Source organism: Pseudarthrobacter sp. B4EP4b (assembly GCF_006680095.1).
Lineage (GTDB): Bacteria > Actinomycetota > Actinomycetes > Actinomycetales > Micrococcaceae > Arthrobacter.
The window spans coordinates 19049-44211 of the sequence record NZ_VHIJ01000011.1 but is presented as its reverse complement, the minus strand read 5'-3'; the positions used below and the strand labels follow the sequence as shown (position 1 = coordinate 44211).

Annotated in this window: 22 protein-coding genes; 14 read left to right on the top strand and 8 right to left on the bottom strand. The window is 65.3% G+C overall.

Going from position 1 to position 25163, the window contains the following annotated elements; all coding sequences use genetic code 11:
* Positions 1–1056: long-chain fatty acid--CoA ligase (locus FNL14_RS04680; RefSeq protein WP_142058049.1), on the bottom strand; the 1056-nt coding region annotated here is incomplete at its 3' end.
* 193 nt (positions 1057–1249) lie between these two features.
* Here FNL14_RS04680 and FNL14_RS04675 point away from each other — a divergent pair.
* On the top strand, positions 1250–2341 hold the full coding sequence (locus FNL14_RS04675) for an ROK family glucokinase (protein WP_091422011.1): 1092 nt from the start codon (positions 1250–1252) through the stop codon (positions 2339–2341).
* A gap of 19 nt (positions 2342–2360) precedes the next feature.
* Here FNL14_RS04675 and FNL14_RS04670 read toward each other — a convergent pair whose 3' ends face one another.
* Genes FNL14_RS04670 through FNL14_RS04660 form a run of 3 tightly spaced genes read right to left on the bottom strand, consistent with a single transcriptional unit; the run spans position 2361 to position 4511 of the window.
* Entirely contained in the window at positions 2361–2924 is a 564-nt protein-coding gene (locus FNL14_RS04670; RefSeq protein ID WP_142058047.1) for a hypothetical protein, read from the bottom strand.
* Positions 2911–3726 carry a carboxylesterase gene (locus tag FNL14_RS04665; protein ID WP_142058045.1) on the bottom strand — a complete coding sequence of 272 codons (816 nt, stop codon included), beginning with the start codon at positions 3724–3726 and terminating at the stop codon, positions 2911–2913. Before FNL14_RS04665 ends, FNL14_RS04670 begins: the two co-directional genes overlap by 14 nt.
* The gene (locus tag FNL14_RS04660; protein ID WP_142058043.1) at positions 3723–4511 is read right to left on the bottom strand and encodes a carboxylesterase; all 789 of its coding nucleotides are present in this window, start codon (positions 4509–4511) and stop codon (positions 3723–3725) included. The genes FNL14_RS04665 and FNL14_RS04660 overlap by 4 nt, the downstream gene beginning before the upstream one ends.
* A gap of 111 nt (positions 4512–4622) precedes the next feature.
* Between FNL14_RS04660 and FNL14_RS04655 the strand changes: the two genes are divergently transcribed.
* Positions 4623–5453 carry a 1-acyl-sn-glycerol-3-phosphate acyltransferase gene (locus tag FNL14_RS04655; RefSeq protein ID WP_142058041.1) on the top strand — a complete coding sequence of 277 codons (831 nt, stop codon included), beginning with the start codon at positions 4623–4625 and terminating at the stop codon, positions 5451–5453.
* Between the two features lie 131 nt (positions 5454–5584).
* A complete protein-coding gene (locus FNL14_RS04650) occupies positions 5585–6976 on the top strand; it encodes a class II 3-deoxy-7-phosphoheptulonate synthase (protein WP_170850859.1) in 1392 nt (463 codons plus the stop codon).
* A gap of 33 nt (positions 6977–7009) precedes the next feature.
* Here FNL14_RS04650 and pknB read toward each other — a convergent pair whose 3' ends face one another.
* Together pknB and FNL14_RS04640 are read right to left on the bottom strand one after the other, a co-directional pair.
* Positions 7010–9067: a Stk1 family PASTA domain-containing Ser/Thr kinase gene (gene pknB, locus FNL14_RS04645; protein WP_142058051.1), complete on the bottom strand. Its 2058-nt coding sequence runs from the start codon at positions 9065–9067 to the stop codon at positions 7010–7012.
* A gap of 122 nt (positions 9068–9189) precedes the next feature.
* A complete protein-coding gene (locus FNL14_RS04640) occupies positions 9190–10572 on the bottom strand; it encodes a lytic transglycosylase domain-containing protein (protein ID WP_091421991.1) in 1383 nt (460 codons plus the stop codon).
* A 241-nt stretch (positions 10573–10813) separates the two neighbouring features.
* Between FNL14_RS04640 and FNL14_RS04635 the strand changes: the two genes are divergently transcribed.
* Entirely contained in the window at positions 10814–11167 is a 354-nt protein-coding gene (locus FNL14_RS04635) for an Rv2175c family DNA-binding protein (RefSeq protein ID WP_170850858.1), read from the top strand.
* Between the two features lie 22 nt (positions 11168–11189).
* Here the strand turns inward: FNL14_RS04635 and FNL14_RS04630 are convergent, their stop codons facing one another.
* Positions 11190–12284: a polyprenyl synthetase family protein gene (locus FNL14_RS04630; RefSeq protein WP_142058039.1), complete on the bottom strand. Its 1095-nt coding sequence runs from the start codon at positions 12282–12284 to the stop codon at positions 11190–11192.
* Entirely contained in the window at positions 12281–12808 is a 528-nt protein-coding gene (locus FNL14_RS04625; RefSeq protein WP_142058036.1) for a hypothetical protein, read from the bottom strand. Before FNL14_RS04625 ends, FNL14_RS04630 begins: the two co-directional genes overlap by 4 nt.
* Positions 12809–12882: 74 nt before the next feature.
* Between FNL14_RS04625 and dinB the strand changes: the two genes are divergently transcribed.
* The 10 genes from dinB to murD all read left to right on the top strand — a co-directional run bounded on the left by dinB (position 12883) and on the right by murD (position 25161).
* A complete protein-coding gene (gene dinB / locus FNL14_RS04620) occupies positions 12883–14106 on the top strand; it encodes a DNA polymerase IV (RefSeq protein WP_255470698.1) in 1224 nt (407 codons plus the stop codon).
* A gap of 311 nt (positions 14107–14417) precedes the next feature.
* Positions 14418–14792 carry a DUF3040 domain-containing protein gene (locus FNL14_RS04615; protein ID WP_091422088.1) on the top strand — a complete coding sequence of 125 codons (375 nt, stop codon included), beginning with the start codon at positions 14418–14420 and terminating at the stop codon, positions 14790–14792.
* Between the two features lie 380 nt (positions 14793–15172).
* Complete coding sequence (gene mraZ, locus FNL14_RS04610) at positions 15173–15601, top strand: division/cell wall cluster transcriptional repressor MraZ (RefSeq protein WP_142058034.1); 429 nt, start codon at positions 15173–15175, stop codon at positions 15599–15601.
* 166 nt (positions 15602–15767) lie between these two features.
* Positions 15768–16760, top strand: a complete 993-nt coding sequence (gene rsmH / locus FNL14_RS04605) for a 16S rRNA (cytosine(1402)-N(4))-methyltransferase RsmH (protein WP_142058032.1) — start codon at positions 15768–15770, stop codon at positions 16758–16760.
* The gene (locus FNL14_RS04600; RefSeq protein WP_142058030.1) at positions 16757–17482 is read left to right on the top strand and encodes a hypothetical protein; all 726 of its coding nucleotides are present in this window, start codon (positions 16757–16759) and stop codon (positions 17480–17482) included. Before rsmH ends, FNL14_RS04600 begins: the two co-directional genes overlap by 4 nt.
* A 48-nt stretch (positions 17483–17530) precedes the next feature.
* Complete coding sequence (locus FNL14_RS04595) at positions 17531–19333, top strand: penicillin-binding protein 2 (RefSeq protein WP_091421979.1); 1803 nt, start codon at positions 17531–17533, stop codon at positions 19331–19333.
* A 67-nt stretch (positions 19334–19400) separates the two neighbouring features.
* Positions 19401–21029 carry a UDP-N-acetylmuramoyl-L-alanyl-D-glutamate--2,6-diaminopimelate ligase gene (locus tag FNL14_RS04590; protein ID WP_255470697.1) on the top strand — a complete coding sequence of 543 codons (1629 nt, stop codon included), beginning with the start codon at positions 19401–19403 and terminating at the stop codon, positions 21027–21029.
* 6 nt (positions 21030–21035) lie between these two features.
* Complete coding sequence (murF, locus tag FNL14_RS04585; RefSeq protein WP_142058025.1) at positions 21036–22502, top strand: UDP-N-acetylmuramoyl-tripeptide--D-alanyl-D-alanine ligase; 1467 nt, start codon at positions 21036–21038, stop codon at positions 22500–22502.
* On the top strand, positions 22499–23608 hold the full coding sequence (mraY, locus tag FNL14_RS04580) for a phospho-N-acetylmuramoyl-pentapeptide-transferase (protein ID WP_091421972.1): 1110 nt from the start codon (positions 22499–22501) through the stop codon (positions 23606–23608). Before murF ends, mraY begins: the two co-directional genes overlap by 4 nt.
* Positions 23590–25161, top strand: a complete 1572-nt coding sequence (murD, locus tag FNL14_RS04575) for a UDP-N-acetylmuramoyl-L-alanine--D-glutamate ligase (RefSeq protein ID WP_181762543.1) — start codon at positions 23590–23592, stop codon at positions 25159–25161. The genes mraY and murD overlap by 19 nt, the downstream gene beginning before the upstream one ends.
* The last annotated feature ends 2 nt before the right edge of the window (positions 25162–25163 follow it).

Genomic DNA, 25163 nt, shown 5'->3' with positions numbered 1-25163 from the left:
GCCGGATACCGCGTGGGCAACGTGGCCGCCCATCGCAGCCCGCAGTTTGCCGTACACCAGCTTGTCGAAGAGGGCGTGGCGCAGCTTCAGGCCCAGGCCCACCCGCCCGTTCTGGCGTGCCTTGGAGAAGGCGATGGCAGTCTCGGCGGCCCGGTGGAAGATGGCTCCCTTGCCGCCGTCCTCCGCCTTGGTCAGCGCCGAGTTGTACACCTTTTCGAACACCCGCGGCACGGCCAGTATGAACGTGGGCTCGTAGCTCTGCAGGTCCGAAAGGAGGTTCTTGATGTCCGGGGTATGGGCCACCGTGGTTCCGGCTGCCATGGCCAGGACGGAGATGAAACGGGCGAACACGTGCGCCAGCGGCAGGAACATGATGGTTTTGGCGTTTTCGTGGACGATCTCGCCGATGATGGCCAGCGCGTTCTCCGAGAGTTCCACGAAGTTCCCGTGCGTGAGTTCGCAGCCTTTGGGGCGGCCGGTGGTGCCCGAGGTGTAAATGAGGGTGGCGACGTCGGCCAGGCCGGCGGAGGCGCGGCGCGCTTCCAGGTCCGCGTCGCTGACATCCCGGCCGGCCTCACGGAGCGGGTCGAGGCCGTGGCCTTCCAGTTGCCACACGTGCTGGAGGGACGTGAGTCCCTCGGCATTGACGGCCTGGCGGATCACATCCTCGTGGTGGGCGGCTTCGCCGAAGGCTGCCACCGCGCCGGAGTCACCGAGGTTCCAGGCGACCTGCGAGGGGGAGGAGGTCTCATAGATAGGTACCGAAACGGCGCCGGCAAACCAGATGGCGAAGTCCACCAACGCCCACTCGTACCGCGTCCGGGACATAATCCCCACCCGGTCCCCGGCGGCTACGCCGCTGGCCATCAGGCCCTTGGCGAGGGCGGTGACGTCGGTGAGGAAGTCCGTGGCGGAAATGTCCTGCCAGGATCCGGCGGAGTCCAGTCGCGAAAACAGTGAAGGGTTGCTGGGCTTGGCGGCCTGCCGCAGTACCAGGTCCGTGATGTTGGTTTCCGGTGGGACAACAACAAGAGGCGGAACACTGAATTCGCGCACTATAGCTCCTTTGATATCCGAAGACCCGGGCAGGGTATGCCTAAAGACTAATACGCCTCTGCCGGGCCATGCAGGATTCTAAGTTACTCGTCGGTAACTTTGTCGTCAATGCCGCCGGCTCCAACCTGCTGACCGGAACATGCTGGCCCGGCACCCGCCTGCCCGCGAGGCCACCGGCCTAGAATGGTTGACTATGTATGCACCGCCTCCCGGCGAACAGGCCGGCCCCCTGCGACGACCCGTTCCCTGGAGGCAGCGGCCGGCCCGCGGCGGGGCAAGGATGCGGCACGGCGAGAGCTTCCGCGAGCACCTGCGGCTGGGGCGGCGGGGCCTGGCCATCGGCATCGACATTGGCGGTACCAAGGTGGCTGCGGGCGTGGTGGACGCCGAGGGCAGGATCCTCAGCGAGGCACGCCGTTCAACGCCCGGGACGGATCCCCGGGCGGTGGAAAGCGTCATTGTCGAGCTCGTCGAAGAACTGGGCCGCGGGCACCGGATCTGGTCCGTGGGAATCGGTGCGGCCGGCTGGATGGATCTCGACGGCGGAACTGTGCTTTTCAGTCCGCACCTGGCCTGGCGGAACGAGCCGTTGCGTGACAATCTCCAAAAACTGTTACGCCGTCCGGTCCTGCTCGCGAACGACGCCGATGCCGCGGCCTGGGCGGAATGGCGCTTTGGTGCCGGGCAGGGTGAAGACCGGCTGGTGTGCATCACCCTGGGCACCGGAATCGGTGGCGCCATGGTGATGGACGGCCGCGTGGAGCGGGGCAGGTTTGGTGTGGCCGGCGAGTTCGGCCACCAGATCATCATGCCCGGCGGGCACCGGTGCGAGTGCGGCAACCGGGGGTGCTGGGAACAGTACGCCTCCGGAAACGCGCTGGGCAGGGAGGCCCGGATCCTGGCGCGGGCGAACGGTCCGGTGGCCCAGGAACTCCTGGCAGCCGTGGGCGGACATTCCGAAACGATTACCGGTGCCGTCGTCACCGAACTTGCCCTCGCCGGGGATGCCGCTTCGCGTGAACTTCTGGATGAGGTGGGCGAGTGGCTGGGGCTGGGGCTTGCCAACCTGGCGGCGGCACTGGATCCCGGCCTGTTCGTTATTGGCGGCGGCCTGTGTTCGGCCGGAGACCTCCTCGTGGAACCTGCCCGGAAGGCATTCGCGCGGAACCTGACCGGCAGGGGCTTCCGGCCTGCCGCCGGAATCGAGTTGGCCGCACTTGGACCAAACGCCGGCCTCATCGGCGCGGCGGACCTCTCCAGGGTCAGCAGCAGGCTGCGCGGCTGAAGTAACGCAACGACCGGGGCTAAACCCGGGCGCCGTCGTCGTTGTCGTCTTTTTCCTGCGGAAGCTTCATGATCAGGTACACGGTTCCGAGGACAAACACCGCAACGATGCCCACGATGGCCAGCAGCGGCGCCGAGCGCCAGAACATGGCCGACAACAACAGCGCTATGGGCCCGCCCAATGCTGCAAGCCATGCCAGCATGGTCAGCGGGTCGGTTCCGGCCAGGCTCGGTGGCTCCTCGGGGACGAACTCGCCCCCATCCTCAAGCGCGTCGTAGTCACGCGGCCCGCCCGCACTGCCGGAGGGGGCATCGGTGTCCCGGCTGCCGGTGGAGGCTTCCTGGCGTTCGGCGGCAGACAGTTCGGCGGGCGCGGCTCCGGCAAGGCCCAGGGGATCGAAGTCCCGGAAGGTCGGTGCCCCTCCCGCAACGGCCGGCGTGCCGGGGGACTGCCCTGTTGCAGTTTCGCCGGGTTGGGCTGGTTCGGCCGTGGACTTCCCTTCAAGCCGGGCCACCAGGTCAAGCCAGACGGCGTCATCCTGGTTGGCGCCCTGGTCCGGTGATCCGGGATCAGGCCTGTTCATGGGAGGCCTCCTGGGCGGACGGGGCGGGCACGGCGGATGCAGGATCGGCGGCGGGGACCATGCTGCGGATAAAGTCCACGGAACCCTGGAAAATCTGCTCCGCATCGTTGTCCATAGTGGCCACATGGTAGCTGTTTTCCAGCCGGATAAGCTCAAGGGGAGCGTGGGTGAGGCCGCGCCGGAGTGCCACGATGCTGGTGTCGGACACTACGTGGTCGGTGGTGGAGCGGTAGACGCGGACGGGCGCCGTAACCCTGGGCAGGATCCGGATGGTGTCCTTGAACATCTTGTTCAGCTCGTGGGCGGCGGCTACGGGGGTGCGGGGATATGCTCCCTCGTCCATGCCTCCCTTGAGGATGTCGTTCGCGATGGCCGGCGTGCTTTTCATGACCAGCTTGAGGATCCCGGCAAGCGGCGCCCGGGGATCGTCGATCACCAGCCCCGGGTTCACCAGGAGCACTCCGGCCACCGGGCGGGTAGCGGCGATGCGCAGGGCGAGTGCTCCGCCCATGCTCAGCCCGGCGGAGAAGACGTAGTCGCAGTCCGCGTCCAGCTCCAGGTAAGCGTCGTCGAGGACGCCGTGCCACTGCTGCCACCGGGTCCGCGCCAGTTCCTGCCAGCTGGTGCCGTGCCCGGGGAGCAGGGGCATCCGGACGGCAAAACCTGCGGCGGCGAAGGCGTGCGCCCAGGAGCGCAGGCCATGGGGACTTCCGGTGAACCCGTGCGAGAGGACCACGCCGATCCTGGGACCGTCGCCGCTGAACGGACTGCTGAAAGGGCTATGGTCCGGACTGGAGGTCATGGGGTCTCCATTGACGTGCTTTGACGGGCGTGGGTTTGGAAAAAGGCGCTGGATTTCGTGAAGATCTCCGGCGCGTCCACATCCAGCGTAGCTACGTGGCCGCTGCTGGCAAGGCCCACTACCTCAGTGAGGCGGGAGCCCAGGCGGTGCCGCAGCACGGCCAGCGAGGTGGGCGGCACCACCGTGTCCGTATCGGACTTGAACACCTGCACCGGCGCTGTGATGCGGGTCAGGCCGCGGATGGCCGCACCGAACAATTTCTTCAATTCGTGGACAGCGGAGAGGGGCGTGCGCGAATAGTCCCCATCCTCGGTAACAACGGCCGTTGCCTGCTCCTCCTGGATGGGCACAGTGGTTTTCTGGAAATATTTGAGGACGCCAATGACGCGGACCCGCCGGTCGTAGAAGCTCAGGCCGGGGTTGACCACCGAAATTCCGGCCACGGGGTGCCGGGAGGCGGTGAGCAGGGCGATGGCTCCGCCCATGGACAGACCGGCAACAAAACAGGTTTCGGTGCGTTCGGCAAGGTCGAGGTAGGCGGTTTCGAAGCTGCTGTACCAATCGTTCCACCGGGTCCCGGCAAGCTGCCGCCAGTCCGTGCCGTGGCCGGGCAGCAGGGGAACGGTCACCGCATAGCCCTCGGAGGCCAGATGCTGCGCCCACGGGAGGACGCTTAGCGGGCTGCCGGTGAAGCCATGGCAGATGGCGATGCCAATCCTTGCGTTGGCTCCATGGCCCGGATAGCTGAAAGCGGCAGGACCTGACGGGATGCTGCTTTCGCTCATGAGTCCATCGTGTCACTGTTCCGGGCAAATCTCACTAGAGTAGGGTTTCATTGAACTGCTGACCAGGCCCGATGCCGGGCGTGAAAGCTGCCTTCCGGAGGGGTTTCGCACGTGTTCTATTGGGTGATGAAAAGGATCTTCCTCGGTCCGGTGCTGAAGCTGCTTTTCCGTCCCTGGGTAAAGGGACTGGATAACATTCCGGCCGAGGGCGCAGCAATTATTGCGTCGAACCACCTCTCGTTTTCCGATTCGATTTTTATGCCGCTGATGGTCCGCCGGCCCGTGGTGTTCCTGGCCAAGTCCGAGTACTTCACCGGCACTGGGATCAAGGGCAGGCTGACCGCTATGTTCTTCCGGCTTACCAACCAGCTGCCCATGGACCGGTCCGGCGGTGCCGCATCTGAGGCATCGCTGACCGCCGGGATGGAGGTGCTTTCGCACGGCGGGCTGCTGGGCATCTACCCCGAAGGCACCCGCAGTCCCGATGCGCGCCTCTACCGGGGAAAGGTGGGCGTGGCCCGGCTGGCGCTCAAAGCCGGGGTGCCTGTGATTCCGGTGGCCATGATCGGCACGGACAAGGTGCAGCCGATCGGAAAGCGGCTCCCGAACATCCGCAGGATCGGGATGATCTTCGGCGAACCACTGGACTTCGCCAAGTACCGGGACCAGGCCGATGACCGCGTTGTCCAGAGGCAGGTGACGGACCAGATCATGTTCGAGCTGATGCGGCTCTCAGGGCAGGAATACGTGGACGAGTATGCCGCTGTGGTGAAGCTGCGTCTGGCAGGCAAGCCCGCCGATCCTGTTGTGGCCGCAGAGCCGCCCGCGCCCCCGGTGCCCGGCGGGCAAGGCCAGGGCGTGCCCGGCAAAGGCGCGGCCGGGGGCCAGGTGCCGGAGGAAGGCAAGCGGCAGGACGACGGCGGTGCTGCCGCCGCCATCTGAGCACGCCGCGCGTCTCCCTGGTTCGCCCCGCAGGGCACCGGCGGAGTCCAGGGCAGGGTCTGTGACGGCCTGTCCAGGACGCGTGACGGGTGCGGTGTCCGGCGGGCCTGCGCTGCCGTTAGTCTTAGATAGTGACTGAGCTATCTGCAAAACCTGCCTTCTCGCTGTCCAGTACCGCCCAGAGCGGTGCGGCCAACTATCCCGGACTCGATAACTGGCGGGACCTTCCCATCTCCCAGCAGCCCAGCTGGCAGGACCGGGAGGTGTTTGATGCCTCGGTGAAGGAACTCTCCGTCCTTCCTCCGCTGGTGTTCGCCGGCGAGGTTGACGTCCTGCGGGAACGGCTGGCAGCCGCTGCCCAGGGCAAGGCGTTCCTGCTCCAGGGCGGCGACTGCGCGGAGACCTTCGAAGCAGCCACTGCGGACAAGATCAGCGCCCGCGTCAAAACCATCCTCCAGATGGCCGTGGTCCTGACCTACGGCGCGGCCATGCCCGTCATCAAGATGGGCCGGATGGCCGGGCAGTTTGCCAAGCCGCGCTCGTCCAACGACGAAACCCGCGACGGCGTGACGCTCCCCGCCTACCGCGGCGACATCGTCAACGGCTACGACTTCACCCCCGAGTCCCGCGGCCACGACGCCGCGCGCATGCTGCGGGCGTACCATACCTCTGCTTCCACCCTGAACCTCATCCGGGCCTTCACCCAGGGCGGGTTCGCGGACCTGCGCTCGGTGCACCAGTGGAACAAGGGCTTTACGGAGAACCCGGCCCACGCCCGCTACGAATCCCTGGCACGGGACATCGACAGGGCCATCAAGTTCATGGCATCCTGCGGGGCTGACTTCGAAGCGCTGAAGCGCGTTGAATTTTTCGCCAGCCACGAGGCACTGCTGCTGGACTACGAGCGTGCCCTCACCCGGATCGACTCCCGGACGGGCTTCCCGTACGACACGTCCGCCCACTTCCTCTGGATCGGCGAGCGGACCCGCGAACTGGACCACGCCCACGTAGATTTCCTGTCCCGTGTGCGGAACCCCATCGGCGTGAAGCTGGGCCCGTCCACTACCGGGGATGATGCCCTTCGCCTGATCGACAAGCTGGACCCGGACCGCGAACCGGGCCGCCTGACCTTTATTACCCGCATGGGCGCCGGCAACATCCGCGAGAAGCTGCCCGCCGTCGTCGAGAAGGTCACTGCCTCGGGCGCGCAGGTGCTCTGGGTGACCGACCCCATGCACGGGAACACGGTCACGTCCCCGAACGGCTACAAGACCCGCAACTTCGACGACGTGATCGACGAAGTGCGCGGCTTCTTCGAGGTGCACCACGCCCTGGGCACCGTTCCCGGCGGCCTGCACGTGGAAATGACGGGCGATGACGTTGCAGAATGCCTTGGCGGGGCCGACCCCATCGATCAGGAAGCTTTCCTGGACCGCTACGAGTCAGTGTGCGATCCGCGGCTGAACCACATGCAGTCGCTGGAGATGGCTTTCCTGGTGGCCGGAGCCCTCGCCAAGCGCTGATGCCCGTGAAGGTGGTGCGGGCGGCAGGGCCGCCTACACCACCGTCAGGGTGATGACTGAACCTTCGGGCACCTTGGTGTTCACGGGATCCTGGTCGCGGACTGTGCCGAAGAAGCCGCCCAGGATGTTATTCACCTTGACCTGGAAACCCAGGCCTTCAAGGGCCTTCCTGGCCTCCGCCGCCTGCTTGCCGATGTAGCTTGGCACGTCCACCATGCGCGGACCCTTCGAGATGGTCAGTGTCACTGTGCCTCCGCGGGTAAGAGTGCCGTTGGCGGGTTGCTGGCTCACCACCGCGCCCTTCGGGATGGTCTTGTCGAAGACTTCCTCGCGGGCCACGTCAGCCTTCAGCCCGGCTGCTTCGATGGCGTCCACGGCTTTGTCCTCCTCCCGGCCCACAACGTTGGGTACCGGAATGGGCTCGGGGCCTTTGGATACAACGAGCCGGACAGGCGTGCCATGGCGGGCGGGCGTTCCGGGAGCAGGGTCCTGGGAGAGGACAACACCGGCCGCTGCCGTTTCGCTGAACTGCTCCGTGACCTCTCCCAAAGCCATTTCCGCCGTGCTCAGGCCGGTCTTGGCTTCCTCAAGGGTGCTGCCCGTCAGCTTGGGAAGCGGGAACAGCTGCGGTCCCTTGGAGACAAACAGCGAGACCGGCTGGAACTTCCGGATCTCCGAGCCGGCCGGCGGTTCCGTCCCCACCACCAGGCCATTGGGCACGTCATCGTCGAAGACGTCGCTGGTGGTGGACTGGAACCCGGCTTTGCTGAGGAGCCCCTGGGCTTCGGCCACCGTTTTGTTGGCTACAGCGGGGATGGCGGCTGCGGAACCCGGGCCCATGCCGAAGAACCAGCCCGCGCCGGTGGCCAGCAGCGCCGCTATGACCAGCACCACAACCCACAGGATCCCGCGGCGCCGCGGGCTGCCTTCACGCAGGCTCCGCGCCGGGACAGCAGCAGCCCGCGCGCGGGCCCTTTCGTCTTCCTTATCGGCCTTCCGCTGTGCCCGTTTACTCAAGGGGGCGCCAGGCGCGGGAGCCCATACCTGCTCGTCTGAGTCCGGGGGAGTGAGGTTGTGCCGCGCGCCGGAGACAGCCGCGCCTGCTTCCTGACCGGCGCGTGGGCCGGCCTGGGCGTGTGGAGGGCCGTGAGGGGACGCTGGGGGCCGACCAAAAGGCATAACGCTTGTTGGATTGTTGGTGCGGGCTATGACTTCTGTGTGGTTTTGGGATGCCGCGGCACCAGCCGCCGGCGGTTGCAGGTCCAGTTCCCGGTCGGTGAGGTTGGTCCTGATATGCCGCAGTTCCTGCAGCAGCGCGTTGCCGTCGATCGGCCGGTTCTCGGGATCGTTGGACGTGCACCACTGCACCAGTTCGTCCACTTCCGCTGCCAGGCCCGGGACAAGGGCCGACGGCGGACCGACAGTCCCGTTCACATGCTGGTATGCCACCTGGATGGGGACCTCGCCGGTGAACGGCTGCTGGCCGGTCAGCATTTCATAAAGCATGATGCCCACGGAGTAGACGTCGCTCCGGGCGTCTGCGGGTTTGCCAAGGACCAGTTCCGGCGAAAGGTAGGCGACCGTGCCGAGCAGGGCTCCCGTCGACGTGGACGTGGTGACAGCGCGCGCCAGCCCGAAGTCGCCGATCTTGATCCTGCCGTCGTCCGCTATCAGGACGTTTTCGGGCTTGACGTCGCGGTGGATGAATCCTGCGGCGTGGGCGGCGCCGAGGCCTTCCACTACGGGGTCGATCAGCGCCAGGGCCAGCCTGGGCGGAAGTGCCCCCTTGCTGTTGATCACATCCCGCAGCGTGTGGCCCTTGATGTACTCCATCACCAGGTAAGCGGTGTGGTGGTCCGTGCCCTGGTCCAGCACCCCTACTACGTGCGGGTGTGAGAGCCTGGCCGCGGCCTTCGCTTCACGGCCCAACCTGCCCAGGAAGCTTTCATCGGCGGACAGGTGCGGGTGCAGTACTTTCAGGGCCACATCCCGCTCAAGCCGCTGATCTGTGGCCACGTAAACGGTGGACATCCCGCCGCGCGCCAGCCTGGACTGGATGGCATACCGGTTGTCCACCAGGGTTCCTACCATCGGGTCTGACACGTGTTCCGTCACCCTACGATCGTAATCCAGCAATGAAACGGGTCCGAACCGATACTGGTCCGGACCCGTGCCTAAGTCCCTTCGCCGCCCCCTTTCGCGGGGTGGCGGCGTCAGCCGAAGTTCTTTTGGTGTGCCTTGATGGCTTCGACGTACGCTTTGGTGTCGTCGTACATGCCGTACTTGCTCACCGAGTACTGGCCCTGGTAGTAGCCGGCGATGGCCGTGTCCTGGTCCTTGCTGGTGGCCAGGAGCTGGCGGATGATCGCCACGCCGGCAGTTGCGTTGTCACGGGGATCCAGGAGGTTCAGCTTGCGGCCCACCAGGTCCGAGGCCCATTGGCCTGAGCTGGGAATGACCTGCATGGTCCCGATCGCGTTGGCAGGGGAGACTGCGCGCTGGTTGAAGCCTGATTCCTGGTGGGCGAAGGCAAGTGCAAGTGAGGGCTCGACGCCCATCGCCCGGGCAGTGTCCGCGACAATGCCCCGCATCTCCTCCCGGGTAGGGACAGGGGAAGCGTTCAGGAGCGCCTTGTTTTCGTTGGCTGAGCTCACCACCGCCGCCGGGTAGCTGAACCCGAGGAAGGAACTGGGCACCAACGGCGTCACGGCGGCCGCCGGCTGAGGTGCCGGCTGGGCTCCAGCGCCCGGGATTGCCAGCTTGTTGCCCGGGTGGATTACCGAGGACATGCCCAACTGGTTGGCGGAGAGGAGCTCAGAAAGCTTGACGCCATGGCGGGACGCGATGGCCCACAGGGTATCCCCGGCCTTAACGGTGTAGGAACCTGTTGCGGGAGCGGCCGGGCTGGCCGGTGCGGCAGAGGCGTTGGCCAGCGCCGCGGGCGGTGCCGCCGGTGCGGGAGCCGGGGCAGCATCACCTGCGCCGACTTTCACTTTCTGCCCGGGGTGGATGATGGACCGCATGTTGAGGTTGTTCCACGCGAAAACGTCCGCGAGGCTCACGTTGTGCCTCGCAGCGATGGCCCCCAGCGTGTCGCCGGGTTTCACCGTGTAGGTGGCCCCCGTCCCCGAGCCCGGGGCAGCGGCGGGGGAGGGTGCGGCAGCAGGGGCTGCCGGTGCATCACCGGAGCCCGTGAGCTTGATCTTCTGTCCCGGGTAAATGATCGTGTTGGGCTGGAGGTTGTTCAGCTTCAGGATTTCGCCCGTGTTCAGTCCGAACCTGCCAGCGATGGCACTGATGGTGTCACCCCGGGCAATGGAGTATTCAGCCGGCGGCGCCGGCTGTACCGGTTTGAAGGCGGCAGGGATGGTGGTGGAAACAGACGACGCCGGAATGACGGCTGCCGTTGCCTGGGCCGCCTGTGCCTTCATGGCTGCCGCGAGGGTGGCCGGGACAGGACGGGCGGGCTGCTGGGCGGCCGCGGGCTGCGCGAGGGCTAGAGACGACAATACGACCGCTGGAAGCGCCGCTGTTGTGGCGGCAATCAAGGGCAGGCTCGGCTTCGGGGGCTGCTTTGGCGAGCGGGACATCGTCATGGGAAGGAATCCTCTTCTCAACTGCGGGCGCGGGCGGGGGTGCCGCTGGTATTCCGATACTACTGTTACTGCTGTTAATGATGTTACGAATGTGATGTATGTGAATCTCTCACGGATTCCCGATTAGCACAAGAATTCCGGCATTCCCGGCATAGCGGAATTTCCGGAGTGTCCGCAGGTCAGGAGGGTCCGCATTATGTCCCGACTAGGCGGTACGGCGGCATCGTGGCAACCTTGATCCGTGAGTAATGTTGAAAACCTCGTGGGCGAATGGTTGCCCTTGCCCGACGTCGCACGCTTGTTGGACGTTTCCATCACCAAAGTCCATAGCCTGCTCGAAGACCGCGCATTGGCCGCTTTGCGGGTGGGTGAGCGTAAAATCCGTTCAGTCCCGGCCGAATTCATTCAGGACGGCCAAGTGGTGGACAGCCTTAAAGGCACCATTGTTGTACTGGCAGACGCGGGCTACTCCGACGAGGACCTCATCATTTGGCTTTTTACGCCTGATGAATCCTTGCGGGGACGGCCTATCGACGCATTGCGGGAAGGCCGCAAAACTGAAATCCGGCGCAGGGCGCAAACCCTGGCCTGGTAATTTCCCCTCCTGGAACCGGGAATCAGGAAGCCCGGCTGACCGTAGCTTCGGCAAGCCTTCGCAACGCGGTTTTTGGCAGGTCGTCCAAAGGAAGCGTCTCAAGGGCGTCGAATGCCGCCTCGCCAAATTCAGTGATCAGGACCTCGGTGGCCTGCAAGGCACCTGACTCTTCGATAATCCGCCGGATCTCATGGATGTCCTCATCCGTGAGATCCGGGCTGCCCAGCCGGGCATCGATAAAGGCGGATTCGGCTTCCGGGGCCTGGTCCAGGGCCAGCGCCACCAGTACCGTGCGCTTGCCTTCCCTCAGATCGTCCCCGGCCGGCTTGCCGGTGGTGAGCGGATCGCCAAAAACACCCAGCACGTCGTCGCGGAGCTGGAAGGCCTCGCCCAGGGGCAGGGCAAACGCCGAATAGCCGCGGAGAAGTTCGTTCGAGGCACCCGCGAGTGCGCCACCCAACGCCAGGGGGTGTTCTGTGGAGTATTTGGCCGACTTGAACCGGATGATGGACTGGGCGCGGCTGACGGCACCGGCCCGGTCACGGACTGGGCCGGCAACCTCTTCCAGGATGTCCAGGTATTGCCCTGCCATGACCTCGGCGCGCATGAGGTTGAAGATCAGCCGCGCCCGGCTGCCGGCCGCTGCACGTTCTCCTATGTCCGTGAAGGCTTCCTCACTGAAGGACAGGCAGAGGTCGCCGGTGAGGATTGCCGCCGCCTGCCCGAAACGTTCACTGTCCAGCGCCCAGCCATGGGTGCCGTGGAGCTGGCTGAAGCGGCGGTGGACGCTCGGGCCGCCCCGCCGGGTATCAGAGCGGTCAATGATGTCGTCGTGGATCAGCGCCGCCGCCTGGAACAGTTCCAGGGCCGCTCCTGCGGTCACTACCTGCTGCGCGCTGGATTCGCCGCCTGCGCCCCGCCAGCCCCAGTAGCACATCAGCGCCCGGAGGCGCTTGCCGCCCGTGACCAGATTGGAGATGGAGCCCATGATGGGTTCGATGTCCGGGGAGATTGCGGTCATCACGGACTGCCGGGAGGTGAGGAAGTCGGTCAGTTCGCCGGCTACTGCCGCGACAAAGGCGGCCTGTTCGTTCCTAAGCTGCTCCGCCGCCGTCACTTGGCTGACTCAGCTGCCACGTTGGCGCCGATGGTGAAGGTCACAACGCCTGCCGCTTCGACCGCCGACAGATTAACAGTCTCGTTGTCGCCCCGGACAAAGTCCTTCGAGGCAACAGCCCCCACTGCTTCACCCGGAACAGCTTTGAAGCCGCGCGCCTCAAGCTCCTTCGTGTAGAAATCCAGGACGGGGGCAGTCGGCGAGGTGATGGTGGCAACCAGGGCGGCGGTGGCAGGCGTCGAGGCCTTGTCGAAGCTGCTGGACACCACGGTGGCGCCGGGCATGAGGGGCAGGAGCTGCTGGGGGAAGCCCTCGACGACGGCGCCTACGGTGGCAGAGGTGTTGGGCGAGGCGGAGGGGCTGGCAGAGGCTGTGGCGGTTGGCGTGGCAGCTTCGGGCGAGGACGCGGAGGCGGTGGGACCAGGAGTTCCTGACGGTGTTGGGCTGCAGGCAGCCAGGGCCAATGCTGCCGCGGCAGCGAAAGCGGCCAGGGCTGCTGGCTTGAGGTTTCCAATGACCGTCACAGGGACTTTCCTCCTGGGGTTGATGCCGGATTCAGCCTCCAGTTTAGTCAGTACAAAACGATAGGATTGCAGCCGTGGGACCTGATGGGACGAATGAGCCGGCCACAGCAGGCCTCCGGGCCCGCAGGCCCAAGTGCATCATGCATGTGGATATGGACGCCTTTTTCGTCTCGGTGGAACTGCGTACGCGGCCGGAACTGCGCGGGAAGCCGGTTATCGTGGGCTTCCCCGCCGAACGCTCAGTGGTCCTGTCGGCCTCCTACGAGGCGAGGGCCTTTGGGGTGAAATCAGCCATGCCCATGGCTGTGGCCATGCGGATGTGCCCGCAAGCAGTGATCATCGAGCCGCGCCATAAGGTGTACTACGAAGTCTCGGCGCAGCTGATGGCGATTTTCGAATCCGTGACCGAACTGGTGGAGCCGCTCAGCGTGGACGAGGCGTTCCTTGATGTAACAGGTGCCATACGCCGGCTGGGTCCGCCACGGGCCATTGGCGAACTGATCCGCAGCAGGGTGGCAGCGGAGCTGGGCATCACCGCCTCGGTGGGGATTGCGGAGACAAAGTTCGTGGCCAAAATTGCGTCCACCCGCTGCAAGCCGGACGGGCTGCTCCTTATCGGCCCGGACCAAACGGTGCCCTACCTCCACAGCCTGCCAGTGGGCGCACTCTGGGGCATCGGCGCCAAGACGGCTGAGGTCCTGGCCAGGATGGGTATCCGGACCGTGGCGGACGTGGCCGCCACCCCGGTCGCCTCGCTCCGGAAGATGCTGGGTGCCACGGGAGAGCACGTGTACCGGCTGGCCTGGGGTCAGGACCCGCGTCCCGTCACGCCGGTCCGGCTGGAAAAGAGCATCGGCGCGGAGGAGACCTTTGCGGTGGACACAGCCGACGACGCCCTCCTCCACCGCGAACTGCTCCGCCTCGCCCACCGGACGGCAGGGCGCCTGCGGAGCGCGGGGATGGTGGCCCGCACCATCGCGCTGAAACTGCGCTTCGCCGATTTCTCCACCATCACCCGCAGCAGGACTGTCCAAACACCCGTGGACAGCGCGCAGCTCATCTATGCAGTTGCTCTGCAACTCCTCGAATCCGTGGACCGGCCAATGACCGTGAGGCTGGTGGGAGTGCGGGCCGAACAACTCGAAGATGCAGCCACCACCTCACTGCAGCTCAGCATCGACCGGCGGGATGACAACTGGCGGTCCGCCGAGCACGTTCTTGACCAGGTGACCCGCAAATTCGGGAGCAAATCCGTTCTCCCTGCCCGGCTGCTCGAGCCCGGAAGCGGCGCTGACTAAAGGCTCCAAAAAAGGGCTGGCTTATGGCCCCGTTTAAGGCCTCGAATCAGCCTGCCCAGTGCGCCTTCGGAAGTCATTGCCGTCTTTCAGAACAGCCCTCAACAAACTATCCTTATAAATACAAAGTTTTTGAGTGACTGGACTTACTGCCGGACTCTCTTGGACATGCTTCCGCTCCGGGTCTGCATGCCTGGCTTTCGTTTACCGCCACAGCCGGCGGGTACGGGAACCACCAGGGCATACCAGACGTTATTGGAGTTGAAGTAATGGCTGGGACCAGCCCGGACGTTGGCCTACAAAAGGAGGTCGTGATGCCGCTGTCGGAGCACGAACAGAAGCTGCTCGAGCAGCTGGAGAAGCAGCTTCACGAGGATGATCCAAAATTCGCGAATTCCATGGGTTCGGACCCAGGACGTTCGTGGTCGACAAGACACGTCGTGATCGGCGTCCTGTGTGCGCTGGCCGGCGTCTTCCTGTTGCTCGTCGGCGTCACCCTGCAGAACATCTTCGTAGGTGTCCTCGGCTTTATTGTGATGGGCGGTGGCGTGTATTTCGCCACAATGCGCAGCAGTTCGTCAGGCACCAAGGGCTCGAAGTCCGGCAGCGGCAAGGCAGGCAAGCAGCGCAGTTCCTTTATGAGCAGCCTCGAGGAACGTTGGGACGAGAGGCGCAGGGGAGAACCCTGATCCATCCAGCCCGCAGGGCCAGGACCCACCCGGCCCCACTTTGCTCCCCCAAAATAGGGGAGAGCCGCAAATAGACCCGCTCCGGCGGGTCTTTTGCGTTTAAGGCAGGTCTTTTGAGTGCCATATCGGCCGCGCCGCAAAAGCGGCCTGAATGGCGGCCTGGAAGCGCGTGAAAATTTGGCGACGGTTCAGCAAAAGTCCTCCACTTCCCACCACCGGCAGAATTCCGCGCCATTTCGGGCCTCCAGTCCCAAAGATTGCCCCTCGGGAACCGCAATTCGCGTTGACTGTGGGGGAAAGTGGAGTAATGTGGAGGACATAAGAGGGTGGTTGCAACACAGGGGATGTGCAGTTCCTGACATCGGACAGGCGGTGGGCCAGTGTTTCTGGGCACACATTCGCCGCGTCTTGATGAAAAGGGCCGGATCATTCTCCCCGCGAAGTTCCGCGAGGAACTTGCCAGCGGACTGGTCCTTACCAGGGGCCAGGAACGTTGCATCTACGTCTTCAGCGAGAAGGAATTTGCCCGGGTCCACGAGCAAATGCGGGAGGCGCCAATCTCCTCAAAACAAGCGCGGGACTACATCCGCGTCTTTCTCTCTGGAGCCTCGGACGAGGTACCTGACAAGCAGGGGCGCGTAACCATTCCACCGGCGCTCCGGGAATACGCAGGACTCGGGAGGGAACTGGCCGTGATCGGTGCCGGAACCCGCGCCGAGATCTGGGACGCCCAGGCTTGGAGCGAATACCTCGCAGAGAAGGAAACGGCCTTCTCTGAAACCGATGACCCCATCCCGGGCATTTTGTGACCGGGCAGGGGCAGCGGACAGCTTCTTGGTTGGGATCTCCAGCCGGCCCATCGGCCGGCCAACCTGGCTCAACTTCCCCGGAGCCAGGCGGGCAGGACGGTAGGCGCGGATGGGGATCCGGGTCAAGAAGCATCCAGGTGACAGCGACGGCGAGAAAGGACGAGGCATGAACGATCAACCGAAGCCCACGTCCGAACGCCATGTGCCGGTCCTTCGGGACCGGTGCATCAATTTGTTGGCCCCCGGATTCGAGGCAGCCAGGAGCCGCGGTGAAACTCCGGTGGCCATTGATGCCACCCTGGGCATGGGAGGCCACTCCGAGGCCATGCTGCAGCGCTTCCCCGACCTGCACCTGATCGGGATCGACCGCGATGAGGAAGCCCTTGCCCTGGCCGGTGAACGGCTGAGCCCCTTTGCAGCACGGACCGATCTTGTGCATGCCGTCTATGACGAGATCGAAGATGTCCTGGCAGACCTCGGCGTCACGGAAGTGCATGGGATCCTGATGGACCTCGGCGTTTCGTCGCTCCAGCTCGACGAGCGTGAGCGCGGCTTCGCCTACTCCTTCGACGCTCCGCTGGACATGCGGATGGACACCAGCCGCGGCCAGACGGCAGCGGACGTGGTGAATACCTACAGCGAAGAGGAACTGGTCCGGATTATCCGCAAGTGGGGCGAGGAAAAGTTCGCCGGCCGAATCGCCAACAGAATCGTAGCCGCCCGCGCCGCCAAACCGTTCACTACTACCGGAGAGCTCGTGGAGCAGATCCGCTCGGTTGTTCCGGCCGGTGCTGCCAAGTCCGGCGGACACCCGGCCAAGCGGACCTTCCAGGCATTGCGGATTGAGGTCAACGAGGAACTCGAAGTGCTGGAACGGGCGGTGCCCGCCGCTGTGGATGCCACGGCACTGGGGGGCCGCATCGTGGTGATGTCCTACCACTCCCTGGAGGACAAGATCGTCAAGGGAGTCTTCCAGGCCCGATCGAAATCCTCCGCTCCGCTTGGCTTCCCGGTGGAGCTGGAGGAACACAAACCCGAATTGAAAACCCTGACCAAAGGCACCGAGGTGCCAACCGCCGTCGAAATCGCCGAAAACCCCCGCGCTGCCTCAGCAAGGCTCCGCGCTGTGGAACGAATCCGAGCCAGGAGAGCTGAATGAGCACCGCCGCCGTGAAGAACTTTCCCGTCGTCTCCGGTACGGCGGCCAAGCACCTCCCTGCCGGTTCGCCTGAAGCGCCCCGCCGGAGCCGTACGCCGCTCTCCGTGGTCCGCACCGTTCCCCGCAAACGCCGTGCGCCTTTTGTGGTGCTGTGCTTCGGCATGCTCGCCCTGGCACTGGTCGCCGTCCTGGTGCTGAACATCTCGGTTTCCACGGCCCAGTACCAGTTGGTGGAATTGCGTGCCACGCAGAGCACTCTGACTAAACAGAACCAGGACCTCACCCAGCAGGTCCAGAACTTCGAAGCACCGCAAAACCTTGCCGCGCAGGCCACAAAGCTGGGAATGGTGCCATCCACTGTTAAGGGCCAGATCGACCTGTCCACGCTGTCGGTGACCGGCAAGGCAACGCCGGCCGTCAAGGACGGCCCCGCCGGCGCCGTGATCCCGGCGCCGGCAGTCGCCGGCCAGCTCACCGTGGTGCCCCCGCCCAGCAAGAGCGAGCCCCTCGAAGCCCGGAAGCCCGTGGAAGACACCCCGGCGGCCCCGGCTGCTGCTTCCCCTGGCAGCACAACGGGCAGCGCAGCGGGTGCCACGTCCGGCACCCCGGCCGGCGCTGCACCGGACGCAGCAGCCCAGGCGCCGGCAGCCGCGGCAGTGCCCCCCGTGGAACTGCACGGTGGGTCGGTTCCCGCCCCGGAGCAGAAGGTCCCCGGGCAGTAACACGGCAGGTCTGACAGGCAACAAGGTCGAGCAGCAAGGAATATCACGGTGGCGCAGAGGACCGGCAAGGCAAGAAGCAGCAAGGTTCCCAACGCCACCAAACGCCTCCGGCTTGGCCTGGGGATCATGCTCACGCTCCTGCTGGTGGTGGGCGGAAAACTCTTCCTCGTCCAAGGGCTTGACGTGGGGGGAATGGCCGAAGCTGCGCTCAACAGCCGGATGAAGCAGACCGTGCTGCCTGCAGAGCGGGGCAGCATCCTGGACTCCACGGGCACTGTGCTGGCCAACAGCGTGATCCGCTACAACGTGGTGGTGGACCAGCGGGTCAACACCAAAACGGAGAACTTCAAGCGCCTGGAAACCGTGGACGGCAAGGAAAAGCTGGTGGACGTCAGCCGCGACCAGGGCCTGACGGAGCTCGCAGCGGCCCTGGGCATGGAGAAGGACGACATCCGCGACGCCGTCACCGGACAGCAGCCCTATTACATCGTGGCCAAGGACGTGAAGCCCGACATCGAGGACCGCATCTCCAAGCTCCAGATTCCTGGGATCGTTACGGAAGGCGTCAGCAAACGGGTCTATCCCAACGGCTCCGTGGCCGGCGGCATCATCGGCTTCCTGCAGGACGGCACCACCGGCCTGGCCGGCATTGAACAGACCCAGGACGGGCTGCTCAAGGGAACGGACGGCAAACGCCTCTTCGAGATCGGTGCCGACGGACTCCGCATCCCGGTGGGAATGGACGAGCTGACGCCGCCGCAGGACGGCAAGGACGTCAAACTCACCATCAACTCGGACCTGCAGTACTTCGCCCAGCAGGCCATCCAAAGCCAGACTGACAAGCTCAGCGCCGAGTGGGGCGTCATCATCGTGATGGACGTCAAAACCGGAAACCTTGTGGCTATGGCCGATACCAACGCCCCGGATCCCAATGACCCGGGCCGGGTGGCTGCCAAGGACCGCGGCGTCCGTGCGGTCACCGCCGCCTACGAGCCAGGGTCCGTCGAAAAAATGCTCACGGCAGCGGCGCTGATCGAGGAAGGCAAAGCCAACCCCCTCAGCGAGTACACCCTGCCGCCGTCGTACACGGTCAACGGCCAGACCTTCAGCGACTCCTTTTCCCACGGCACCGAAAAGCGCACCCTCGCCGGCATCCTGGGCTACTCCATGAACACCGGCACCGTTATGGCCGGCCAGGAACTGAGCAAGGAACAGCGCTATAACTGGCTGAAGAAGTTCGGCATCGGCGAGGCGCCCGACATTGGACTCCCCGCACCCGCGTCCGGCATCCTCACACCCTGGGAGCAGTGGGACGGGCGCCAGGAATACACCGTCTTGTTCGGGCAGGGCGTTTCGCAGTCCACCCTCCAGACAGTGAGGGCGTTCCAGTCCGTGGCCAACAACGGCGTGATGCTCCAGCCCCGCCTGATCGATTCTTATGTTTCCCCGGACGGTACCGAGGAAAAGGTACCGGCCGCACCGTCCACACAGGTGGTCTCTGAGCACACGGCCCAGCAGGTCCAGGACATCCTGGAAAGTGCCGTCACCGAAGGCCAGATCAAGGACGCAGGGATCGACGGCTACCGGGTGGGTGCAAAGACGGGCACCTCGGAATCGCCGTGCGACGACGGCAAGTCCGGCTTCTGCGGCTACACCGCCTCCATGGTGGGGATGGCACCGATGGATGATCCGCGGTTTATTGTGGAGGTGGTACTCCAGCGGCCCAAGGGCAGCATCTACGGGATTACCAACGGGCCGGTCTTCCGGTCGGTCATGAGCCAGGCACTGCGGACCTACAACGTCCAGCCGTCCACGGGTGAACCGGCCAGGCTGCCCCAGTTTGCCAAGTAGCAGCCCCGCTTAGAGCACCACTACCGGCCCACCCATGCCGGGCACGACTAGCACCATCGGAGATTCCTTGTCTGAGATCAACCCGCCCGACAACCGCGCCGTCCCGGAGGGACCGGCCGGCCAAGGCCGCTTCCGCCCCTCACGGGTGGAGCCGGTACGGCTGGCAAGCATCGGCGAAGCCATCGATGTTGCAGTTCCTGGCCCGGCAGCTGAGGTGGAAGTCACCGGAATTTCCTTGAACTCACGGACCGTGGAGCCGGGCGACCTGTACGTCGCCCTGCCGGGCGCCACCCGCCATGGCGCAGACTTCGTGCCGCAGGCTGTTGAAGCAGGAGCTGCTGCAGTGCTGACTGACGACGCCGGCGCCAGGCTGCTGGCGCCCGCCGAGACGCCGGTACCCGTGATGATTGTGGAGTCACCACGGAACGTGGTGGGCCCGCTGTCCGCCCTGATCTACCGCAGCCAGTCCGCTGCCGGCCAGCCACAGTTATTTGGCGTCACGGGCACCAACGGGAAGACCACCACCACATACTTCATCAACTCCTTGCTGCGCGCCCTCGGCCGGAGCACCGGGCTGATCGGCACCATCGAGATCCATGCCGGCGGGGACCCAATTCCCAGCCTCCTCACCACGCCGGAATCCACCGACGTCCATGCACTCCTCGCCCTGATGCGCGAACGCGGGCTTGCAGCCGCTGCGATGGAGGTCTCCTCCCACGCCATCTCCTTCCAGCGCGTGGATGGGGTGCTGTTCGATGTTGCCGGCTTCACCAACCTCACCCAGGACCACCTGGACCTGCACCTGACCATGGAGGACTACTTCGCTACCAAAGCGGAGTTGTTCACCCCTGAGCGCGCCCGGGCGGCGGTAGTAACGGTCGACGACGAATGGGGCCGGCAGCTTGCCGGCAGCACCAGGGTGCCGGTCACCACCCTCAGCACCACCGGGGCGCCAGCGGACTGGACCGTCACGGGAACCGCCCCGCGTGGGCTCGGCACGGACTTCACGCTGGGCGGTCCCGACGGCGCTCAGCTCCGCATCCACACCGGCCTGCCCGGCAGCTTCAACGTGGCCAACGCGGCGCTGGCGGCAGTAATGGTCCTGGCAGCAGGAGTAGACGCGGCAACCTTGCAGGCGGCACTGGACGGGTCCGACCCGTTCACCGTTGCGGTGCCCGGACGGATGCAACTGGTATCAACGGAACCCGCCGCGATCGTTGACTTTGCCCACAACACCGATGCACTGGCCAGGGCCCTGGAAGCGGTACGCTCCCCATCGCCGGACTCCCGCCTCATCGTGGTGTTCGGCGCCACCGGGCAGCGCGACCAGGGCAAACGCCCGGCCATGGGCGCCATCGCCGCCCGGCTTGCCGACGTCGTTATCATCACCGATGACGATCCCCACGACGAAGACCCGGCCGCCATTCGCGCCGATGTCCTGGCCGGAGCCCGCGAAGCCCAGGAAAAAGACTCCCTGCCCTGCGACATCCTGGAAGTTTTCCCGCGTGCCGAAGCCATCCGCCGTGCCGTAGACCTGGCCCGCCCGCAGGACACCATCCTGGTGGCCGGCCGCGGCCACGAGGTGTGGCAGGAAGTCAAAGGCGTCAACCATGCCCTGGACGACAGGGTAGAGCTGCGCAGCGCCTTGACAGCCAGGGGATTCAACGTTCTCCAAGCCGACCGGATAGAGTCCTAGACCGAGATGATTGCTTTTACTGCGGCGGAGATCGCCGAAATCACTAACGGGCGCCTGGACGCCGATCCCGGAATCACGCCCCTTTCGGTGGTGACGGACTCACGCGATGCCACACCTGGATCGCTCTACGTCGCAAAGCCCGGCGAGCATGCTGACGGCCACGACTTTGTGGCCGCGGCGTTTTCGGCCGGTGCCAGTCTGGCTTTGCTGGAGCGTCCTGTCGCCGATGCCGACGGGAACGGCTACCCCTCGGTACTCGTTCCGGACGCCGTGCTGGCCATGGGCGCCCTGGCTGCTGAGGCCGTGCGCAGGATCCGAGCCGCCCGCGCCGAACAGGGCAGCGAACTGACAGTTGTGGGAATCACCGGTTCGGCCGGGAAAACCACCACCAAGGACCTCCTCGCCGGAATCCTGTCGACGCAGGGACAAACCGTTGCGCCGCAGGGCTCCTATAACGGCGAGGTGGGCGTGCCGCTCACCGTTTTTCGTGCCGGAACCGATACGCGCTACCTCGTCATTGAGATGGGCGCCACCGGGATCGGTCACATCCGCTACCTCGCGGACATGGTCAGGCCTGATATCGGCGTCGTGCTGGCCGTCGGAACCGCCCATGCCGGCGAGTTCGGGGGAGTGGCGAACATTGCCCTGGCCAAGGGTGAGCTGGTGGAAGCGCTTGCTGCTGACGGCACCGCCATTATCAACCTCGACGACGACCGCGTGGCGGCGATGCGCTCACGCACCGAGGCAAAGGTACTCGGGTTCTCCGCGGAAGGCCGCGCCGGCGCGGCCGTGCAGGCACTGAACCCTGACACCAACGCGGACGGCAACCCCGAATTCGATCTCCAGCTTCCGGACGGCGAGGGCGGCCTGCACGTCAGCAGCCGCCTCATCGGCGCGCACCATATGGGCAACCTGCTTGCCGCCGCCGGAGCAGCCTGGGCCGCCGGAGTTCCGGGGCAGGACATCGCATCCTCCCTCAGCAGCCAGACTGCCGCGAGCCGCTGGCGGATGGAACGCACCGAGCGGGCAGACGGCGTCACGATTATCAATGACGCCTACAACGCCAATCCTGAATCCATGCGCGCCGCGCTGCGGACCCTGGCAGATCTCGGCCGCGGCCGCCGCACCTGGGCGGTGCTGGGCGCCATGCTTGAACTTGGAGACGATTCCATCAGGGAACACACTGCCGTGGGTACCCAAGTGGTGCGGCTGAACATTTCACGCCTGCTGGTGGTGGGCCGGGAAGCCCGTGCCCTCTATGTCTCCGCAGTCCAGGAGGGCTCCTGGGGCGATGAATGCCTCTTCGCGGAAACCGTTGATGAAGCCTACGACGTGCTGAACGCGGAGCTCGAACCGGGCGACCTGGTGCTGTTCAAATCCTCGAACAGCGTGGGACTTCGCCATTTGGGCGATCGGATAGCATTACCCCCACTGACCCCCCAATCCGCCGATGAAAGGAGCACTCTGCTGTGATTGCACTTTTGATCGGCGCCGGCCTGGCCCTCTTGTTCGCCCTGGTGGGGACACCGCTCTTTATCCGGTTGCTGGTGCGACGCGGCTACGGCCAGTTCATCCGGGATGACGGACCCACCTCGCACCACACCAAGCGCGGCACGCCCACCATGGGCGGGACCGTGGTGGTGGCAGCCGTATTGCTGAGCTACGGACTCACCCACCTCATCATGATGATGGTGAACCCGGACTCCTCCGGCCCTTCCGCATCCGCCCTCATCCTGCTGTTCCTGATGGTGGGGATGGGTCTGGTGGGGTTCCTGGATGACTTCATCAAGATCTCCCGCCAGCGCAGCCTCGGCCTCAACGCCAAGGCAAAGCTGATACTGCAGGGTGCGGTCGGAATCATCTTCGCCGTGCTCGCGCTGAACTTTCCCAATGGCGCCGGTGCCACTCCGGCCTCCACCAAGATTTCGCTGGTCCGCGACCTGCCGTGGCTGGACCTTGCTTTCGGCGGGACCGTCCTCGGGGCCATCCTGTTTGTGGTGTGGTCAAACCTGATCGTCACGGCCGCAACCAACGGCGTCAACCTCACCGACGGCCTCGACGGGCTCGCCGCCGGTGCGTCAGTCATGGTCTTTGGCGCATATACGCTGATGGGAATCTGGCAAAGCAACCAGGCCTGCGGATCGCCGCGGCAGGCCGGCAGCGGCTGCTACTCGGTCCGCGACCCGCTGGACCTCGCCCTGCTGGCGGCCATCATGAGCGCAGCGCTGGTTGGCTTCCTGTGGTGGAACACCTCACCGGCAAAGATTTTTATGGGCGATACCGGATCGCTGGCCATCGGCGGGGCAATCGCCGGCTTCGCCATCCTGTCGCGGACCGAGCTGCTGCTGGGCATCATCGGCGGCCTGTTCGTCCTGATCACCCTGTCCGTCATCATCCAGGTGGGCTACTTCAAGGCCACCGGCGGCAAGCGTGTCTTCAAGATGGCACCGCTGCAGCACCACTTCGAACTGAAGGGGTGGGCCGAAGTCACGGTGGTGGTCCGGTTCTGGATCCTCGGCGGGCTTTTTGTGGCCGTGGGCCTGGGCATCTTCTACGCTGAATGGGTTGTGCTGCTGTGACCGTTTCCCCCCGCCTCAAGGACCTCACCAGCTGGGACTCCGACTGGTCCGGCCTCCGCGTTGTAGTGACCGGCATCGGCGTCTCCGGGTTTGCCGCCGCCGATACCCTCATCGAGCTCGGCGCCCGGGTGGTGGTGGTCGATGCTGCGACGTCCGACACCGCCAAAGCCCACGCTGAAACCCTGACGATCGTCGGCGCAGCCGATGTCCTGCTGGGCGAGGATGCGGTGAGCCGCATCCCGAAGATCGACGGCGAACTGCCAGAGCTGATTGTCACCTCACCCGGCTGGCGCCCCGACCAGGCGCTCCTTGCCGCCGCCGCGCGGGCGCACATCCCCGTATGGGGCGATGTGGAACTCGCCTGGCGGGTACGCGTCCGGGAAGGCCGCAAGACGGCCGACTGGCTCGCGATTACCGGAACGAACGGCAAAACCACCACGGTGGGGCTCACCGAATCCATGCTCCGGGCGGCCGGACTGAAAGCCATCGCCGTGGGCAATGTGGGCACACCCATCCTCGACGCCCTCCGCGACCCTGTGGAGTACGACGTCTTCGCCGTCGAACTCTCCAGCTTCCAGCTGCACTGGGCGCAATCCCTGTCGCCGGTAGCCAGTGTGTGCCTGAACGTGGCCGAGGACCACGTGGACTGGCACGGCTCGTACGATTCCTACCTGGCGGACAAGGCCAAGGTCTACGAGCAGACCCAGAAGGCCTGCATCTACAACGCCGAGCAGATTGAAACCGAGCGCATGGTGGAAAACGCCGACGTCGTGGAAGGCTGCCGTGCCGTCGGTTTCACCACCGTCACTCCGGCCATCAGCATGCTCGGCGTGGTGGAAGGCCTCCTGGTGGACCGCGCGTTCATCGCCGAGCGCAAGGACAGTGCGGCAGAACTTGCCTCTATGGGCGACCTCGGTGCCTTCGCACCCCGCCACATGGTGGCCAATGCCCTCGCTGCGGCAGGACTGGTCCGCGCCTACGGCATTGACGCCCAGGCGGTGCGCAAAGGAATCCAGGACTACATCCCGGGTGACCACCGCATCCAGCCCGTGGCCCGCCACAACGGCGTGCTGTGGGTCAACGACTCCAAAGCCACCAACCCGCACGCGGCCTCCGCCTCGCTGGCCACCTTCAGCAATGTCATCTGGATTGCCGGCGGCCTGTCCAAGGGGGTCACCTACGATGACCTGATCCGCGAGCATGCCCAACGGCTCAAAGCCGTGGTGCTCATCGGAAGCGATACCGCTGACCTCCGCGATGCCCTCCAGCGACACGCGCCGGATGTCCCGGTGATCATCCCGGGCACGGGTGAAACTGAAGAGGTGCAGACTGCCGCAACAGCCGGCCCCGGCCAGGCCGGACCCTCCGGTGAAACGGTGATGGCCAATGCCGTTGCGTCAGCAGCACAGGTCGCTGAATCCGGCGATACTGTGCTGATGGCTCCGGCAGCTGCTTCCATGGATCAGTTCTCTTCCTATGCTCACCGTGGTGACACTTTCATCGAAGCTGTCCGCGAGCTGGTGGAAGGGCAGGCCCAGACCGGCGAGGAGTAACA